Origin of the sequence: Paraburkholderia sp. BR13439, from assembly GCF_040948805.1 — a bacterium.
In the GTDB taxonomy this organism is placed as follows: Bacteria; Pseudomonadota; Gammaproteobacteria; order Burkholderiales; family Burkholderiaceae; genus Paraburkholderia; species Paraburkholderia youngii.
In genome coordinates, this window is the sequence record NZ_JBFPKN010000019.1 from 125,091 (window position 1) to 142,797 (window position 17,707).

16 protein-coding genes and 5 tRNA genes are annotated in these 17,707 nt (G+C 64.0%); 7 read left to right on the top strand and 14 right to left on the bottom strand.

Features of this window, described 5'->3' with window-relative positions; translation table 11 throughout:
- Nucleotides 1–6: 6 nt before the first annotated feature.
- From AB3X96_RS30935 to tsaB, 3 genes are read right to left on the bottom strand one after another with little or no spacing between them, the layout of a single operon-like run.
- Nucleotides 7–993 carry a uracil-DNA glycosylase family protein gene (locus tag AB3X96_RS30935; RefSeq protein ID WP_368592682.1) on the bottom strand — a complete coding sequence of 329 codons (987 nt, stop codon included), beginning with the start codon at nt 991–993 and terminating at the stop codon, nt 7–9.
- Nucleotides 980–1,474, bottom strand: coding sequence for a ribosomal protein S18-alanine N-acetyltransferase (rimI, locus tag AB3X96_RS30940; RefSeq protein WP_176124953.1), 495 nt, complete (start codon nt 1,472–1,474; stop codon nt 980–982). Before rimI ends, AB3X96_RS30935 begins: the two co-directional genes overlap by 14 nt.
- Nucleotides 1,471–2,307 (bottom strand): tRNA (adenosine(37)-N6)-threonylcarbamoyltransferase complex dimerization subunit type 1 TsaB, encoded by an 837-nt coding sequence (tsaB, locus tag AB3X96_RS30945; RefSeq protein ID WP_368592683.1) that lies wholly within the window; start codon nt 2,305–2,307, stop codon nt 1,471–1,473. Before tsaB ends, rimI begins: the two co-directional genes overlap by 4 nt.
- Nucleotides 2,308–2,473: 166 nt before the next feature.
- Here tsaB and AB3X96_RS30950 point away from each other — a divergent pair, with 166 nt between their 5' ends.
- The 3 genes from AB3X96_RS30950 to aceA all read left to right on the top strand — a co-directional run bounded on the left by AB3X96_RS30950 (nt 2,474) and on the right by aceA (nt 6,490).
- On the top strand, nt 2,474–2,743 hold the full coding sequence (locus AB3X96_RS30950; RefSeq protein WP_368592684.1) for an acyl-CoA-binding protein: 270 nt from the start codon (nt 2,474–2,476) through the stop codon (nt 2,741–2,743).
- Between the two features lie 425 nt (nt 2,744–3,168).
- Entirely contained in the window at nt 3,169–4,785 is a 1,617-nt protein-coding gene (locus tag AB3X96_RS30955; RefSeq protein ID WP_368592685.1) for a DEAD/DEAH box helicase, read from the top strand.
- Nucleotides 4,786–5,185: 400 nt separating this feature from the next.
- Entirely contained in the window at nt 5,186–6,490 is a 1,305-nt protein-coding gene (gene aceA / locus AB3X96_RS30960) for an isocitrate lyase (protein ID WP_368592712.1), read from the top strand.
- Between the two features lie 265 nt (nt 6,491–6,755).
- Here the strand turns inward: aceA and AB3X96_RS30965 are convergent, their stop codons facing one another.
- Both AB3X96_RS30965 and AB3X96_RS30970 read right to left on the bottom strand, forming a co-directional pair.
- Nucleotides 6,756–7,190 (bottom strand): universal stress protein, encoded by a 435-nt coding sequence (locus AB3X96_RS30965; RefSeq protein ID WP_018435495.1) that lies wholly within the window; start codon nt 7,188–7,190, stop codon nt 6,756–6,758.
- Nucleotides 7,191–7,317: 127 nt separating this feature from the next.
- The gene (locus AB3X96_RS30970) at nt 7,318–8,220 is read right to left on the bottom strand and encodes a LysR family transcriptional regulator (protein WP_176108262.1); all 903 of its coding nucleotides are present in this window, start codon (nt 8,218–8,220) and stop codon (nt 7,318–7,320) included.
- A gap of 161 nt (nt 8,221–8,381) precedes the next feature.
- Between AB3X96_RS30970 and AB3X96_RS30975 the strand changes: the two genes are divergently transcribed.
- Nucleotides 8,382–9,200: a haloacid dehalogenase type II gene (locus AB3X96_RS30975; protein WP_368592686.1), complete on the top strand. Its 819-nt coding sequence runs from the start codon at nt 8,382–8,384 to the stop codon at nt 9,198–9,200.
- A gap of 76 nt (nt 9,201–9,276) precedes the next feature.
- Nucleotides 9,277–10,869, top strand: a complete 1,593-nt coding sequence (gene aceB, locus AB3X96_RS30980; protein WP_368592687.1) for a malate synthase A — start codon at nt 9,277–9,279, stop codon at nt 10,867–10,869.
- 126 nt (nt 10,870–10,995) lie between these two features.
- Here the strand turns inward: aceB and AB3X96_RS30985 are convergent, their stop codons facing one another.
- The gene (locus AB3X96_RS30985; RefSeq protein WP_176108259.1) at nt 10,996–11,397 is read right to left on the bottom strand and encodes a gamma-glutamylcyclotransferase; all 402 of its coding nucleotides are present in this window, start codon (nt 11,395–11,397) and stop codon (nt 10,996–10,998) included.
- A 182-nt stretch (nt 11,398–11,579) separates the two neighbouring features.
- Between AB3X96_RS30985 and AB3X96_RS30990 the strand changes: the two genes are divergently transcribed.
- Nucleotides 11,580–12,479 (top strand): helix-turn-helix domain-containing protein, encoded by a 900-nt coding sequence (locus AB3X96_RS30990; RefSeq protein WP_176108258.1) that lies wholly within the window; start codon nt 11,580–11,582, stop codon nt 12,477–12,479.
- A gap of 47 nt (nt 12,480–12,526) precedes the next feature.
- On the opposite strand, the gene AB3X96_RS30995 is transcribed toward AB3X96_RS30990, so the two are convergent.
- The 7 genes from AB3X96_RS30995 to gltX form a co-directional block, all read right to left on the bottom strand.
- A complete protein-coding gene (locus AB3X96_RS30995) occupies nt 12,527–12,991 on the bottom strand; it encodes a GNAT family N-acetyltransferase (RefSeq protein ID WP_176379191.1) in 465 nt (154 codons plus the stop codon).
- Between the two features lie 150 nt (nt 12,992–13,141).
- Nucleotides 13,142–13,218: transfer RNA gene (locus AB3X96_RS31000), tRNA-Asp, on the bottom strand.
- Nucleotides 13,219–13,298: 80 nt separating this feature from the next.
- Nucleotides 13,299–13,374, bottom strand: a tRNA-Glu gene (locus AB3X96_RS31005).
- Nucleotides 13,375–13,435: 61 nt separating this feature from the next.
- A tRNA-Asp gene (locus AB3X96_RS31010) sits at nt 13,436–13,512 on the bottom strand.
- Between the two features lie 90 nt (nt 13,513–13,602).
- Nucleotides 13,603–13,678, bottom strand: a tRNA-Glu gene (locus AB3X96_RS31015).
- Nucleotides 13,679–13,867: 189 nt separating this feature from the next.
- A tRNA-Ala gene (locus AB3X96_RS31020) sits at nt 13,868–13,943 on the bottom strand.
- Between the two features lie 119 nt (nt 13,944–14,062).
- Complete coding sequence (gene gltX, locus AB3X96_RS31025) at nt 14,063–15,472, bottom strand: glutamate--tRNA ligase (RefSeq protein WP_176108256.1); 1,410 nt, start codon at nt 15,470–15,472, stop codon at nt 14,063–14,065.
- Between the two features lie 489 nt (nt 15,473–15,961).
- Here gltX and AB3X96_RS31030 point away from each other — a divergent pair, with 489 nt between their 5' ends.
- A complete protein-coding gene (locus AB3X96_RS31030; RefSeq protein WP_368592688.1) occupies nt 15,962–16,906 on the top strand; it encodes a patatin-like phospholipase family protein in 945 nt (314 codons plus the stop codon).
- Nucleotides 16,907–17,018: 112 nt separating this feature from the next.
- Here the strand turns inward: AB3X96_RS31030 and AB3X96_RS31035 are convergent, their stop codons facing one another.
- A complete protein-coding gene (locus tag AB3X96_RS31035; RefSeq protein WP_368592689.1) occupies nt 17,019–17,684 on the bottom strand; it encodes a C40 family peptidase in 666 nt (221 codons plus the stop codon).
- Nucleotides 17,685–17,707 lie beyond the last annotated feature (23 nt).

Genomic DNA, 17,707 nt, shown 5'->3' on the forward strand with positions numbered 1-17,707 from the left:
GGATCGTCACTTTGATTCGTTCGACGGCGCGCCGCCGTTCGCGAGCCACGTGGCGCGCGCAAGGCACAGGTCCGTCCATGCCTTGGCCTTGTCGGGCAGGCTACGCAGCAGATAGGCCGGATGATAGGTGACGATCACCGGTACACCCTCGTACGTATGCACGCGGCCGCGCAGCGACGAAATGCTCGCCTCGGTCTTCAGCAGACTTTGCGCGGCGAACCGGCCGAGCGCGACGATCAGCTTCGGCTTCACGAGCGACACCTGGCGTTGCAGATAAGGTTCGCAACGCGCGACCTCATCCGGCTGCGGATTGCGGTTGCCAGGCGGCCGGCACTTGATCACGTTCGCGATATACACGTTGGTGCCGCGCGCGAGCGCGAGCGAATGCAGCATGTTGTCGAGCAGCTTGCCGGCCTGGCCGACGAACGGTTCGCCTTGACGGTCCTCGTTCTCGCCGGGCGCCTCACCGATCAGCATCCAGTCGGCCTCGCGATCGCCAACGCCGAACACCGTGTTCGTGCGCTTCTCGCACAGCCGGCAGGCCTCGCATCCGGCGACGCGCTCGGCGAGCGCGTCCCAGTCGAGCGTGTGGATAGCCGGCAGCGCGGGCGCGTCGCGGCGTGCTTCGGCCGGGGCGGGGGCCGATGCCGTTGGATCGTCGAACCACGCGAAGTCGTCGTCGGGTGGTGCGTCGAAAGTTGGCGGGGCTGAAAAGTCCGGTTGCGGTTGTGATGTCTCGCGGCGCGCGGCGGTTTCGTCGAAGCGCGGTGCGGGTTCACGCGGCGCTTGCTGCGGCTGCGCGTCGGCGGTTGCGCGCAGCGCTTCGCGCGCGGTCTGCGGCGCCGGCTCCGCGCGTCGCTCGTCGTTTGCGTGTTCCCCCAGCGACTGCGACGCATCACCCTGCCCGGCCTCCGCCTCGCGCGCGGCGAGTCCGCGACGCACCCACAGCGGCGCGAGTCCAAATTCTTCGAGCACCGTTTCATGCAGCGCCATCTTCGCCCTCCGTGCCAAACGACAGACGCATCACGATCGCGTCTTCCCGGGCGCGATGCCGCGCCGGATAATAATTTTTGCGCCGGCCGATCGATGCGAAGCCAAAGCGCTCGTACAACCGGATTGCCCGATGATTCGACGGCCGCACCTCGAGCAGCAGCCCGTCGAGCTTCTCCGCGTGCGTGATGCGCACCGCCTCGCGCAGCAGCGCGAGGCCCGCGCCGGCGCCTTGCGCTTGCGGAGCGACGCAAAGATTCAGCAGATGCATTTCATCCACGACCGGCATCAGCACGCAATAGCCGATCAAAGTGCCCGTCACGTGACGCAGACACACGCCGAAATAGCCGTTGCGCAGCGAGTCGCCGAAGTTGCCGCGACTCCACGGAAACTCATACGCTAGCTTCTCGATCGCGGCGACTTCGTCCAGGTCGCTTTCGGTCATCGGCGACATGTAGCGGTCCGTGAGCAGCACGCCGCTCATGGGCGCGCCTCGTCGTGGGACGGCTGGCCAGCCGCGCCGTTGGGCGCACTCTGTGCGGACTGCACGGCGCTATGAGCCGCTTTGGCTGATTTCGCCGCTTTGTCGGCCATGCGCTCGGCGGTCGTCTGCGCGACCTTGTCGCGGATGTACTCGGGCGCGGCCTGATCGGCTGGTACCGTGCGACCCGCATGAAACGCGCGCAGCGCCGCGTACGCGAGCGGTAACGCATGCGGCAACGCCTCGCCATCGACGCGCTGCGCGGCCGCGACCGCCGGCAATCGCTCGCCGAACGCGGCTGCCGCGTTGCCGGCGAGTGTGAACGGTACGTCGGGCAGCGCGATCCGCTCGGGCGCATCGAGCGACGCCGTGTGAACGGTGCGCCATTCGTGTTGCGCGTCGTCCCACGCGTAGTCGGCCCAGTAGATTTCGTCCATGCGCGCGTCGAGCGCCGCCAGCACGCGCGTCGTCGACGGATCGCGCAGGCGGGCGCTCTCCGCGCACGCGAGCAGCGTGCCGATCGGTACGACTGGCAGGTTCAGGCCGAACGCGAGGCCTTGGGCGACACCGGTCGCCGTACGCAGTCCGGTGAACGAACCCGGACCCGAGCCGAACGCGATCGCGTCGCAGTCCGCCAACGTGAGGCCGGCTTCGTCGAACAGTTCGCGGATCGCCGGCAGCAGGCGGGTACTGGACACCGCGCCGGTTTGTTCGTGACGAACCCAGACGCGCGGTTCGGCGTTGGGCTGACCGGCGGCATCGACGGACGCGGACACGAGCGCCGCCGAACAGAATTCGGTCGATGTATCGATTGCAAGGAGCACTGTTTGAGTCATGGACCGTATTGTAATCGGCGCGGTGCGCGTGAATGGTGGTTTGCGCGACCACGCTGCCCCCCTTCGCGGCCGCCCGGTTTGGAATAAGCCCTCGGCCCTGCGGCGGCGGTCAATTGTTATGATTTTCAGCCGATCTCATCTATCCCGCCACGCAGGCCAAACCACCATGACCGATATCAACTCCCAGTTCGAACAAGCCCAGCAGGACGTCAAGCAGTTGCCCGAGCGTCCGGGCAATCTGACGCTGCTGCGTCTGTATGCGCTCTTCAAGCAGGCGAGCGAAGGCGACGTGCACGGCGACAAGCCGGGCTTCACCGACATCGTCGGCAAATACAAGTACGAAGCTTGGGCGGCGCTCAAGGGCACCGCGCAGGACGCTGCGAAGCAGCAATACGTCGAGCTCGTCGAATCGCTGAAGAGCAGCGCCGCGGCCTGAGTCTCCGGCGCGCCAATCTCACTTCCCTACTGCATTCCGGCGCTTTTTTCTGTCGGAATTGCCTGAATGGTGGCGCAGTGCAGCAAAGGCCGCTATAATGCCCCTGCGCTTCACTGCTTCGCCCGTTTTTTCCAACGGTCCTCGCGGCGCAGCGTCCCATAGCGTTTGCTCCAATCCAGTTTAGAACCTGTCCCCTTCTGCCTAGCCCACTACGGGCTCAAGTCCCAGGCTGGCGACCCGCCATGTTGGCATGTCGCATCCGATACAGCTTCTAACGAAAAACTCGCCTTCATTGTCGCGAGTTGCCCCCGTTTTTCGATTTGCTCGCTGCTTTTTTGCTCGCTGAATCCGACGACTTGGGTATGCCGATTGGCGTTGACGTTTTTCATCCGATGAACCACCCAGGATCGTTTTCAAGGATTCACATGACTTTGAGCAACACCCCCAGCAGCCCGTTGAACGCCATCGCCGACGAAGCACTTGGTCTCGCGCCCGCCGCTCCCCCTGCCGCCGCGCAGGCTGACGCCAAGCCGAGCTTCGCGTCGCTCGGCCTGTCCGCGGAAGTCGTCTCCGCGCTGACCGCCGCTGGCTACGAGCACCCCACGCCGGTGCAGCAACGCGCTGTGCCGGCTGGTATCGCCGGCCGCGATCTGCTGGTTTCGAGCCCGACCGGTTCGGGCAAGACCGCCGCCTTCATGCTGCCCGCCATCGAGCGTTTCGCGCAGCTGCAAAAGGCCCAGGCGAGCCAGCCGCGCGAACCGCGCCCGGCCGACGGTGGCCGCGGCCGCCGTCCGCAGCCTGTCGCACGTCCGACCATGCTGGTGCTGACGCCGACCCGCGAACTCGCGATGCAGGTCACGACCGCCGCCGCGACGTACGGCAAGCACCTCAAGCGCCTGCGCACCGTCAGCATTCTCGGCGGCGTCGCTTATGGCCAGCAGCTGATGCTGCTCGCGAAGAACCCTGAAATCCTCGTTGCGACGCCGGGCCGTCTGATCGACCACCTCGAGCGCGGCCGCATCGATCTGTCGCAACTGCAGATCCTCGTGCTCGACGAAGCCGACCGCATGCTCGACATGGGCTTCATCGACGACATCGACACGATCGTCGCCGAGACGCCGGCTACGCGTCAGACCATGCTGTTCTCGGCCACGCTCGACGGCAAGATCGGCTCGCTGACCGGCCGTCTGCTGAAGGACCCGGAGCGTATCGAGATCGTCCAGCGCATGGAGCAGCGCACCAACATCTCGCAAACCGTCCACTACGTCGACGACCGCGATCACAAGGACCGTCTGCTCGACCATCTGCTGCGTGCCGACGGCCTCGATCAGGCGATCGTCTTCACGGCAACCAAGATGGACGCCGACCAGCTGGCAGGCCGTCTGGCCGACGCCGGTTTCGAATCGGCCGCCCTGCACGGCGACCTGCCGCAAGGCGCGCGTAACCGCACGATCCGCGCGCTGCGCGAGCGCCGCGTGCGCGTGCTGGTTGCAACCGACGTCGCCGCTCGCGGTATCGACATCCCGGGCATCACGCACGTGTTCAACTACGACCTGCCGAAGTTCGCCGAAGACTACGTGCACCGTATCGGCCGTACCGGCCGCGCGGGCCGCTCGGGTATCGCGGTGAGCCTCGTGCATCACGCCGAACAGGGCGCGTTGAAGCGCATCGAGCGCTTCGTGCGCACGCCGCTGCCGGTCAACGTCGTCGAAGGCTTCGAGCCGCGCAAGGCGCCGCCTTCGGGCAACGGCCGTCCTGGATTCGGTGGCCGCGGTCGTCCGGGCGGTAACGGCCGCCGCTTCGGCAGCGGCTCGGGCAAGCCGGGCGGCTACGGTGGCTCGCGCAACGGCAACGGCAACGGCAACAGCAACGGCGGCGGCTGGGGCAACAAGTCGGCCGGCGGTTCGCGTGACGGCTACGGCTCGCGCGAAAGCCACGGCGGTTCGCGTGACGGCTATGGTTCGCGCGACGGTTACGGTTCGCGTGACGGTTACGGCGCGCGCCGCAACGACGGTCCCCGTTCGGCACGTCGCGGCAGCTAATCGCTAGCCATCAGACCCGCGGACGGCTTCGCGCCGACCGTGGCATCAGAAGAAACCGGCGCTCAGGCGCCGGTTTTTTTTCGCCTATCGACTGCCCGCCCCAAATTTCACGATGTAAAAAAATTTTTTGCGTCGTAAAAAATCTTGCTGCAAAGCACAAGAAGGACTATTGCAACAGGGAAAATATCGTTTCTCATCGCGAAACGTAGGATTTAACCTATTGATTTCATGAAAAAATAAATATTGGAAAAACGCTTTGGGGCGTCTATTGTGCGTCCATCGATTTGCCTAGACTCTTATATAAGACTTCACGAAACAGAACGCCTCTGCTGGCCCTACGCTTCGAGAAGACAGAGTCACCCATCCTCCATAACTGGCATCGAAGGAGCACATCATGACAATGACCCGCGAACAGCAAGTGCAGCAACTCAGGCAACAATGGGAAACGGACCCGCGTTGGAAGGGTGTCAAGCGCACGTACTCGGCCGAAGACGTGGTGCGTCTGCGCGGCTCGGTGCAACCCGAGCACACGCTCGCAAAGCGCGGCGCCGAAAAGCTGTGGGCCGCAGTGAACAGCGAGCCGTTCGTCAACTCGCTCGGCGCGCTCACCGGCAACCAGGCGATGCAGCAAGTGAAGGCCGGTCTGAAGGCGATCTATCTGTCGGGCTGGCAGGTCGCGGGCGATGCCAACGTCGCCGGTGAAATGTACCCGGACCAATCGCTGTATCCGGCCAACTCGGTGCCGCTCGTCGTCAAGCGCATCAACAACACGCTGACGCGCGCCGACCAGATCCAGTGGTCGGAAGGCAAGAACCCGGGCGATGAAGGCTACGTCGATTACTTCGCCCCGATCGTGGCCGACGCGGAAGCCGGTTTCGGCGGCGTGCTGAACGCGTTCGAACTGATGAAGGCGATGATCGAAGCGGGCGCGTCGGGCGTGCACTTCGAAGACCAGCTCGCCTCGGTCAAGAAGTGCGGCCACATGGGCGGCAAGGTGCTCGTGCCGACCCGCGAAGCCGTCGCGAAGCTGACCGCCGCGCGTCTGGCCGCCGACGTGTCGGGCGTGCCGACCGTGCTGCTCGCTCGCACCGACGCGGAAGCCGCCGACCTCGTGACCTCGGACATCGACGACAACGACCGCCCATTCCTGACCGGTGAGCGCACCGTCGAGGGCTTCTATCGCACGAAGCCGGGCCTCGAACAGGCGATCTCACGTGGCCTCGCGTACGCGCCTTACGCCGACATGATCTGGTGCGAAACCGGCAAGCCGGACCTCGAGTTCGCGAAGAAATTCGCCGACGCGATCCACAAGGAGTACCCGGACCAGCTGCTGTCGTACAACTGCTCGCCGTCGTTCAACTGGAAGAAGAACCTCGACGACGCGACGATCGCGAAGTTCCAGCGCGAGCTCGGCGCAATGGGCTACAAGTTCCAGTTCATCACGCTGGCCGGCTTCCACGCGCTGAACTACTCGATGTTCAACCTCGCGTACGGCTATGCGCGCAACCAGATGACCGCATTCGTCGAAATGCAGCAGGCGGAATTCGCGGCGGCCGAAAAGGGCTTCACCGCGGTCAAGCACCAGCGCGAAGTCGGCACCGGCTACTTCGACGCCGTCACGCAGACGGTCGAGCGCGAAGCATCGACGACCGCGCTGCATGGTTCGACGGAAAACGAGCAGTTCTTCGACAAGAAGGTCGCCTGAGACCAGCCGGTCGGGTCACGCAATCCCGTGGCCTGAACGCAGCAACGATTGGCAAATGTCGAGCGGCACCGTCAGAGTGCCGCCGACACAGGGGGAACCGCGCCGTACCGGATTGGCAGGAGCATTAGTGCGCATGCCAGCGGCCGGGGTCTGAGAGAAGCCAGCACGGCAAGCGTGCGGCGAACCTGAACGCGCCGGCTTCGCCGCCGGTGCGTTTTTTTTGAAGGCCGCGGATGCCGGCACGCCGCCGGCGGCGCAAAGCGAATCAGCGATAGACGATCACAGGAATTTTCGTATGCGTGAGCACGCGCTGCGTTTCACTGCCGATCAACAGGCTTCCGAGCCCACGCCGCCCATGCGACGCCATGAAGATCACGTCGCAGCCGCCCTGCTCGGCCGCTTCGATGATGCCGAGATACGGCGCCGGATGCACGCTCGTGCGGCTCTCGACGTGGACGCCGACGCGGTGGGCCGCATGCTCGACTTCGCGCAGATGCACGCGCGCTTCGCGCTCGCTGCGTTGCAGGAACTCGCCGGGTGGTTCGACCGCGACATCGGAGAACGGCGAGTACGGATATTGCGGCAGACATGCGTACGCGGTCACGCGGGCGCCCACGGCCTGCGCCAGATCGATCGCGCCCGCTATCGCCTTGCGTGAAAGATCTGAACCATCGGTCGGAACCAGGATGTGCCTGAACATGATGCCCTCCGTCGCCGGCAGCGCGCTGCACGGCGTCAGCGTCCAACAAAGCCCAGGGTGCAGGCTGCCCGGAACGATTGTAATGCGTATGAATGCGGGTAATTGCGTCCGTCTGGAGATTGGCGCGTCAGTCCCAGTAACCGGGTTCGCCGTACGTATGCTTGAGAAAGTCCAGAAACAGCCGCACCCGCAGCGGCAGATGACGGCGCTGCGGGAACACCGCGTGGATGCCGATCGGCGGCGCGGCGAATTCGTCGAGCACCGTGACGAGGCGCCCCGCCGCGAGGTCCGCGCCGACTTCCCACCAGGAGCGCCACGCCAGTCCGTGTCCGGCGAGACACCATTCGTGCAGCACCGCGCCGTCCGAGCATTCCATCGTGCCGGACACCTTGATCGACACGACCTTGCCGTCGTGCTGGAACATCCAGCCGCGCTGCTGGTTCGCGCTCGCGCCGAGCGCGAGGCAGTTGTGGCGCGCGAGCTCGGCGAGGCTGTGCGGCGCGCCGCGCCGGTTCAGATACGCGGGCGACGCGACGCACACGCGGCGGTTTTCGGCGAGCTTCAGCGACACCAGCGACGAATCGGGCAACTCGCCGAGCCGCACCGCGCAATCGAAGCCCTCGTTGACGAGATCGACGAGACGATCGGACAGATCGAGCGTGATCGACACGTCCGGATGCGCGACAGTGAATGCGGGCACCAGTGGCGCCACGTGCCGGCGCCCGAAGCCGGCCGGCGCCGACAGCCGCAGATGGCCGCTCGCCTTGACGCCGCCCGCCGACACGCTCGCCTCGGCGTTCTGCATGTCGTGAAGGATGCGCTGGCAGTCTTCGAGAAATGCCGAGCCTTCGAACGTCAACGTGATCTTGCGCGTCGTGCGCACCAAGAGCTTGACGCCGAGGCGCTCCTCGAGCGCGTCGATGCGCCGGCCGATGATCGCGGGAGCGACGCCCTCGGCGAGCGCCGCCGCGGACAGGCTGCCTTTGGCCGCGACGGTGGCGAAGGTCTCGATCTGCTTGAAACGGTCCATGAACGATGCGCGCCGTGCGAACCAATGAAATCGGCGCAAGAGTGAGGGTTGTGTGCGAGATTAGGTATATGAAAGTAAAAGATCAAGTGATCTTTAGCCTATTTTTAGCACCTAAGGTCACCAATACAATCGATCCCGACCTCTGACAGGAGCGCATGGCAATGTCGGCCACAACGACACCCTCACCGCGAGCTGTGATTTTCGACGCCTACGGCACGTTGTTCGACGTGCATTCGGTGATCGCCGCAGCGGAGCAACTATTCCCCGGACACGGCGACGCGCTGTCGCAGCTTTGGCGCCAGAAGCAGATCGAATACACGCAGCTGCGCACGCTCGCCGCGCGCAGCGACGCCCCCGGCGAACACTACCGCCCGTTCTGGGACATCACGCTCGACGCACTGCGCTTCGCCGCGAAAAGACTGCAGCTCACGCTCGGCCGCTCGGCCGAAAAGCGTCTGATGGACGAATACGCGTGCCTATCGGCGTTTCCCGACGCGGTGCCGGTGCTGCGCACGTTGCGCGAGCCCGCTGCCGCGCCGCGTGGCGGGCTCAGACTCGGGCTCGCGATTCTGTCCAACGGCAATCCGCAAATGCTCGACATCGCGGTCAAGAGCGCCGGCATGAGCGCCCTCTTCGATCATGTGCTGTCGGTCGATGCGGTGCGCGCGTACAAACCCGCGCCCGCCGCGTATGCGCTCGGCCCCGATGCGTTCGGCGTGGCCGCGCGCGAGATCGTGTTCGTGTCGGCGAACGGCTGGGACGTCGCGGGCGCGACGTGGTTCGGCTTCACGACGTTCTGGCTGAACCGGCAGAACCTGCCCGTCGAAGAGCTTGGCGTGAGCCCGCATGGCACCGGCGGCGGCATGAACGATCTGCTGGGCTTTCTGCAGACGCTCTCGACGTCGTCGCGCTCGGGCGGCGGCCGTCAACCCAAAACTCATGGCAGTGGCGGCCGCAAGCGCGCCAGCCCGCGCGTATGACGCCCCCTCGCTTTCGGGAACCCACTCCCGTTTTCAACCTGCGCACTTTTGCAATCTGACCGACCAAGGAGAAAACATGGCTAATCCGCTGTCGTTGCCGCAAGGCATGGAAATCACCGGCGACATCAAGCCCGGCTTTGAAGCGATCCTCACCCGCGAAGCGCTGGAACTCGTCGCGGCCTTGCACCGTACGTTCGAGCCGCGTCGTCAGCAGTTGCTGCAGACGCGCGTCGAACGTTCGAAGCAACTCGACGCGGGCGAGCGGCCCGACTTCCTCGCCGCCACGAAGAGCGTGCGCGAAGGCGACTGGAAGATCGCGCCGCTGCCGCAGGATCTGCAGTGCCGGCGCGTCGAGATCACCGGACCTGTCGAGCGCAAGATGATCATCAACGCGCTCAATTCGGGCGCGGACTCCTACATGTCCGACTTCGAGGATTCGAATGCGCCGAGCTGGGACAACCAGATCACCGGTCATATCAATCTGAAGGACGCGGTGCGCCGCACGATCTCGCTCGAACAGAACGGCAAGTCGTACCGGCTCAACGAAAAGACCGCGACGCTGATCGTGCGTCCGCGTGGCTGGCATCTCGACGAGAAACACGTGAAAGTCGACGGCAAGCGCGTGTCGGGTGGCATCTTCGATTTCGCGCTGTACATGGTGCACAACGCGAAGGAGCTGATCGCGCGCGGCTCGGGCCCGTACTTCTATCTGCCGAAGATGGAGAGCCATCTGGAAGCGCGCCTGTGGAACGACATCTTCGTCGCCGCGCAGGAAGCCGTTGGCGTGCCGCGTGGCACGATTCGCGCGACGGTGCTGATCGAGACGATCGTCGCCGCGTTCGAAATGGACGAAATCTTGTACGAGCTGCGCGAACATAGCTCGGGCCTGAACGCGGGCCGCTGGGACTACATCTTCTCCGCGATCAAGAAGTTCAAGAGCGACCGCGACTTCTGCCTCGCCGATCGCTCGCAGATCACGATGACCTCGCCGTTCATGCGGGCGTATGCGCTGCTGTTGCTGAAGACCTGCCATCGCCGCAACGCGCCGGCGATCGGCGGCATGAGCGCGCTGATTCCGATCAAGAACGATGCGGCCGCGAACGACAAGGCGATGGCCGGCGTGCGCTCGGACAAGGCGCGCGACGCCGGCGATGGCTACGACGGCGGCTGGGTCGCGCATCCGGGTCTCGTGCCGGTCGCGATGGAAGAGTTCGCCAAGGTGCTCGGCGACCGGCCGAACCAGATCGACAAGCAGCGCGTCGACGTGCTCGTGACCGCGACCGATCTGCTCGACTTCCGCCCGGAAACGCCGATCACCGAAGCGGGCTTGCGCAACAACATCAACGTCGGCATCCACTACCTCGGTTCGTGGCTCGCGGGCAATGGCTGCGTGCCGATTCACAACCTGATGGAAGACGCGGCCACCGCCGAGATTTCGCGCTCGCAGGTGTGGCAGTGGATCCGCTCGCCGAAGGGCAAGCTCGATGACGGCCGCAAGGTGACGGTCGAACTGGTGCGCGCGCTCGCGGGGCAGGAACTCGACAAGGTCAAACAGACGGTGGGCGGAGATACGAAGCCGTATGAGCGCGCCGCGCAGATCTTCGAGCAGATGTCGACCGCGGAGCAGTTCACCGATTTTCTGACGCTGCCGCTTTACGAAGAGATTTGATGGTGTCGATGACGCGGGCTCGGGCGCCTCGTGCCTGCTCGAGCCTGGCGATCGCATCAGCTTGAATGACGGCGCGCCGCGGACATACGTGGCGCGCTGCTCTATTGGCCGCTTGCGCGCACCGGCTCAGCGCGTGCGCCGATGTTTGACCCAGTCTCCCGAACGAATTTCGGGCAGCCCTTTTACCGCGTTCGGCACAACCGGATAGAAGCGGCAATTCACGACGTTTCCGTCTACTTTGACCATCACCTCGCGGGCCAGAAAACGCTCGTCGACACCCGGATATACGGCTTCGATTTCGTCGAGCACGGCGACGAGCGCATCGTCGATTTCATAGACGTCGCCTACCACGTCGACGCCCGCTTCGTCGACGACGAGACCCGGATAGTCGCCAAAATCGAACAGATGGCCGCGCACCGTGGTGCTGCCGAGCAGGCTTGGCGCGGGGAGGTCGTTGCGCGCGGCGGCTTCGCTGATGTCGTTGGTTTCACCGGCACGCAGCGTGCCATAGACAAAGACGGTCTGCATCGTCGTTGAGTCTCCGTGGTCAGAGGTGAGGTTGGTGGCTCGGGGGCCATCGGGACATTATGCAACGGTGGCCCGACGGCATCAGCAACCAGGCACGATCTACAATGCTTGGAACCCGCGCCGGTGAATGGCCTCGACCGCGTTTCGCCCTTGCCGGCTCCGTTATCCGAATCGACCTTGCCATGCCCTCGTCCGCCGAGTCTAACCCGTTGAGCCGCGTGCGTTTCGCCGACATACCGCCCGAGTTCGCGCCGAACGACACCCATCCGATCCGCGTGCGCTCGCGGCCGATGCCGGCGGGCTGGCATATCGCGCGTCATACGCATGCATGGGCGCAGGTCGCATATGCGTCGCGCGGCGTGCTGCGCGTCGCGACAACGGGCACGACGTGGATGGTGCCGCCATCGCGCGCGATCTGGTTGCCGCCGCATGTCACGCACGAAGTGGTCGCCGTCGAGGATGCGTTCCTGCGCACGCTGTACATCACTGAGAGTACGGTGCCGGCCGGGCTCGATACGCCGCGCGTCGTCGAAGTATCGAACCTGTTGCGCGAGGTGATTGCCGCGCTCGATACGCCTGGCCTGTCCGCCGCACGCGAGCAACTGCTCGGCGCGCTCGCTCTCGATGAACTGACGCGCTCCGAGCCGTTGCCGCTGTCCGTGCCGATGCCCAGCGAAAAGCGCCTGCGCGCGCTGTGCGAGGCCGTGATCGCCGACCCGATGCATGGCGAGCCGCTCGAACAGTGGGCGTCGACGGTCGGCGCGAGCACGCGGACGATCGCGCGGCTGTTTCGTCAGGAGCTGGGGGTGAGTTTTTCGCAGTGGCGTCAGCAGGCGATCCTCGCGCGCGCCATTCCCTTGTTGAGCCAGGGACGGCCGCTGTCGCATGTCGCGCAGGAACTGGGCTATCAGAGCCAAAGCGCCTTCTCCGCGATGTTCCGGCGCGCGTTCGGCGCGAGTCCACGCGCGTTTATCGACCGAGGCGCCGAGCATCGCGCAAGCAACGGCGAGCATGATGATGCGCAAGCGGATGATGAAACGGCACAGGATCAAGCCGGTTCGGCCGATGTTGCCGAGCGGTGAACTTCGATGCGTGGCGGTGCGAGTCGGCGATCCACGCAGACCCGGCCTCAAACCCGCCGCGCCAGATGACGGATTGCGCCTAGCTGCGCGAGCCGCGGCCCGGCGAGCTTATAGCCCTTGCGCTGATAGAGCCGCGCAGCAGGATTATCGACGAACACGCGCAACTGCAACTCGCGCAGCCCCCGCTCGCGCGCCCATTGATGCGAGATGTCGAGAAGAAACGTACCGGCGCCAAGCCGCCGATATCCTTCGGCAATCTGCACGTCGCGGATATGCAGCGAATCACCCTCCTCGGTGATACGCAGCACGCCCATCGGCACCCTATCCACTTCGAGAATGAAATTCTCCGATTCCCGCCAACTGCCGAGAAACAGATCGCTGCGCCAGACCAGATGATGCCGGCGATAATAGCCGCCCATGTTGTTGCGGGTCAGCGCCTCGGCAAACTCGAAATCGTCCATGCTTGCCGTGCGCAGATGAAACGGTGACGGGGCTTCGGTTGGATCGAACATGGCAGGACCGCGAGGATGAGTCGGATCAACGGTAAAACAGGCCGCGCGCGCTGGCAATGGCTGTTTGTCCCGACCTTTCCGCGAGGCGGCCGGCAACGGGCAGCCGAAATAAAAAAAGCCCACTTCTTGTGAAGTGGGCTTTCTCAAATCTGGCGGAGCGGACGGGGCTCGAACCCGCGACCCCCGGCGTGACAGGCCGGTATTCTAACCAACTGAACTACCGCTCCAGATTTTGCATCGCAGTCTGCGAGCCATGCTCACAGCCTGCTGCACCGTTCAAACTTCCAACCGAACGACGCCGATGTTCTGGCGTCCCCTAGGGGATTCGAACCCCTGTACTCACCGTGAAAGGGTGATGTCCTAGGCCTCTAGACGAAGGGGACAACGTACTGCTTACACCTTTAATGAAAAAGCCCGTTCAGGTACGTATGAACGGGCTTTGTCTGGCGGAGTGGACGGGACTCGAACCCGCGACCCCCGGCGTGACAGGCCGGTATTCTAACCGACTGAACTACCACTCCAGTCTTTACACCCTGCTTGCGAGCGTCGGTTAATTCTCTGCAAGCTGCGCTGCTTTACTACTACTCGAATACTAAAGCGACGCTGATGTTTGGCGTCCCCTAGGGGATTCGAACCCCTGTACTCACCGTGAAAGGGTGATGTCCTAGGCCTCTAGACGAAGGGGACAAAATCTTTTCAGATCCGTCTTAATTCGCTTTCGACTTATTCAGCTCGCCCTAACTTTTCAGTTAATTCGCCGAGCTTTTTAACGTCAACTGCGAAGACCGATATTTTAACTACGTTTCAGTGATTTGTGAAGTCTTTTTTTCTACAACTTTCAGACTTCTTAACCACTTTAACTTCTCTCTGCTGTGTTGGTGGAGGTAAGCGGGATCGAACCGCTGACCTCTTGCATGCCATGCAAGCGCTCTCCCAGCTGAGCTATACCCCCGCGCACATCAGAGAAACGAGATTCTAGAGGGCGATCTGCGGTTTGTAAATACCCTTTGAGCAATTACATGCGATTTTTCCGAAGGCGTGCGAAACCCTGTCACGCACGCCCGCAGCTGATCAGCCAAGCGCTGTTTCGATACGGCCAACGACGACGTCGCGACCGAACAGCATGAGCACGCTATCGATCGACGGAGTATGCGTCGTACCCGCCACCAGCAAACGCACCGGCATCGCGAGCTGCGGCATCTTCAGCTTGTGCGCGCCGAGCGTAGCCTTCAGCGCGGCGGCGATCGCCTCCTTGGTCCATTCGACCGTCTTCAATGCAGCGGCCAGATCAGCGAGCGCCGGACGAACCGCGTCGGTCACGTGCTGGGCAAGCGACTCGGCATCGGGTGCCGGCGTGCGATAGAACATCGCGGAGTTCTGCGCAATTTCCTTCACTGTCGACGCACGATCCTTCATCAGGCCCACCACGCCCGTCAAATCCGGACCTTGCGCGAGTGTGGCTTCGTCGATGCCGAGCTCCGCGAAGAACGGTATCGCCAGTTCGGCGAGGCGTGCGTTGTCGGCTTCCTTGATGTAGTGCGCGTTGAGCCAGTTCAGCTTGTCATGGTCGTACTGCGCCGGCGACTTGCCGAGGTGCTCGAGATCGAACCACTCGACGAACTGCTCGCGCGTGAAAATCTCCGCGTCGCCATGCGACCAGCCGAGGCGCGCCAGATAGTTGACGACCGCTTCCGGCAGATACCCTGCATCGCGATAACCCATCACGCTCATCGCGCCGTGGCGCTTGCTCATCTTCTCGCCCTGCTCGTTCAGCACGGTCGGCAGATGTGCATACACCGGCGGCTCGCCGCCGAGCGCGCGCAGAATGTTGATCTGCCGCGGCGTGTTGTTGACGTGGTCGTCGCCGCGGATCACGTGAGTGATGCGCATGTCGAGATCGTCGACGACGACGCAGAAGTTATACGTCGGCGTGCCGTCCGGACGGGCGATCACGAGGTCGTCGAGTTCTTCGTTCGAGATTTCGATGCGGCCTTTCACCGCGTCGTCCCACGCGACCACGCCGGTCAGCGGATTACGAAAGCGCAGCACCGGCGTCACGCCCGCGGGCGGCTCCGGCAGGACCTTGCCCGGCTCCGGGCGCCACGTGCCATCGTAGCGCGGCTTTTCGCCCGCTTCGCGCTGACGCTCGCGCAGCGCGTCGAGCTCTTCGGTCGACATGTAGCACGGGTAGACGAGCCCGGCGTCCTGCATCTGCTTCAGCACTTCGCGGTAACGGTCCATGCGCTGCATCTGGTAGAACGGGCCTTCGTCGAAATCGAGACCAAGCCATGCCATGCCCTCGAGAATCGCGTCGACGGATTCGGTGGTGGAGCGCTCGACGTCGGTGTCCTCGACCCGCAGCACGAAGGTCCCTTTCATCTTGCGCGCGAACGCCCACGGATACAGCGCGGAGCGGATGTTGCCCAGGTGGATGAAGCCGGTGGGACTCGGTGCGAAACGGGTACGAACGGAGGTGGTCATTAGCGGTTACTCGGAAAACAGGCGCCGGCGCTCGAGCGAACATGGCTGCGAAGCGCGGCAGCGAAGCGTGCCCATGCTGCGCGCGATGTCGCGCACGGCCACGAGGGAAATAGATGCAAGAGGCGAATTATACCTTCCGCCCGCGGGTTGCCGCCCTCGTCCGAACGGCCTGAGGCGCATGGGCAAACGGCGTCCGGACACCTGCGCAGGCACCTTCCCTCCGCTCACCGAACTCATCTTGAAAAGACGCGGCCCCAGTTCCGAATACTTCCTCTGCAACGTTTCATTACAGCGGACCGCGCGCGCCGATCGTTTGCATTAAGATGTGCGCGCGCTGATATAAGGGCTTGCCCCGCACATCGATCCGATAGGAACGGGACACTCTCCAGCGCGCGGAATCGCCGCCGGCGATACGCCTGGCCTGACCTCAGCCTGATCGCGGTACGCGCGACGCCGCCTGCGTCGCCCGCGCCGTAGCTGGAGAACTCGTTGAAACCCTCATCCCCAAGTTTGAGCCGCCGCAGCTTTTCGCTGGCGGCCGCATCCGCGGTGCTTGCCGCCTGCACCACGACCAACGGCCAACTCAATGGCGCGCCCATCACCGCGACGCCCGCCGTTGCGCCGCCTGAAAAAGCGCAGCAGAAACCGGTTCGCGTCGCGCTCGCTCTCGGCGGCGGCGCCGCGCGCGGCTTTGCGCACATCGGCGTGATCAAGGCGCTCGAGGCGCGCAATATCCAGATCGACCTGATCGCCGGCACGAGCGCCGGCTCCGTGGTCGGCGCGCTGTACGCGTCGGGCATGAACGGTTTCGCGCTGAACAAGCTCGCGCTGTCGATGGACGAAGCGTCGATCAGCGACTGGGCGATGCCGTTTCGTACGCGCGGCTTCCTGCAGGGCGTCGCGCTGCAGAACTACCTGAACACGACGCTGAACAACCGCCCGATCGAGAAGATGGCGAGGCCCCTCGGCGTAGTCGCGACCGATCTGCAAACCGGCCAGCCGATCCTGTTCCAGCGCGGCAACACCGGCACCGCGGTGCGCGCGTCGTGCAGCGTACCGTCGATTTTCGAGCCGGTGAAGATCGGCGGCCACGAGTATGTGGACGGGGGTCTCGTGAGCCCCGTACCGGCGTCGTTCGCGCGCAAGATGGGCGGGGATTTCGTCATCGCCGTCGATATCTCGCAGCGGCCGGAGACCGGCCTCACCACGAGCTCGTTCGACGTGCTGATGCAGACCTTCACGATCATGGGCCAGACGATCAAGGCCTACGAGCTCGACAAGTACGCCGACGTGGTGATCCGGCCGAATCTCGCGGCGATGAGCGGCAGTGATTTCTCGCAGCGCAACGCGGCGATCCTCGCCGGCGAGGAAGCGGTCGCGAAGATGATGCCCGAATTGCAGCGCAAGCTCGCCGCGCGCCGCATGGGCGCCTGAAAACTTCGTGGCGCACCGTCGCCGTGCGCCACCAAGGCAAAATTCGCGCATCAAATGCAAAAAGCCTGCTTCGAAAGAAGCAGGCTTTTTTATCGCCGGACTCAGCGCGGAATCAGTTATTTCCGCTGATCGTCGCGGTCACGCGCTTGCGCAGATCGTCGGCCTGATACGAGGTCTCGATCCGACGCGCACCCGTGAAGCGCTTTTCCCAGTAGCCGTCGTCCATGTCGTCGACGCGGATCGTGCTGCCGGTGGACGGCGAGTGCACGAACTTGTTGTCGCCGATATAGATGCCGACGTGCGAGAACGTGCGGCGCATCGTATTGAAGAACACCAGATCGCCCGGCTTCAGGTCGCTGACGCGCACCTTCTCGCCCATCCGGCTCATTTCCTCGGCACGACGCGGCAGCGCGAGGCCGAGCGTGTCCTGGAACACGTAGCGCACGAAACCGCTGCAATCAAGCCCTGAATCTGGTGTATTGCCGCCCCAACGGTAGCGAACGCCGATCATGTTCAGCGCGCCGACTACCACGTCACCCGCTTTGCCGGCCATACCGGAAAGGAATGATTTGGCGCCGCTGCTCTCGGTGCTAGCAGCCTTGGGTTGCGGAGTGAGGAGGGAGAGAGGATCCGAGCCGTTGGTGGCCGGATACGAGGCATTCTGATTAAAACCGCTTACTTCATCGGCGAATGCGCCGGGAGCTGCTGCCATCAAGACGCCAATGAACATCCCGGCGACGACGCGCGTGCAAGCCTGGGTGAAGTTTCTGTGCTGCATTGGTCGGTAGTTTTTGCCAAAAA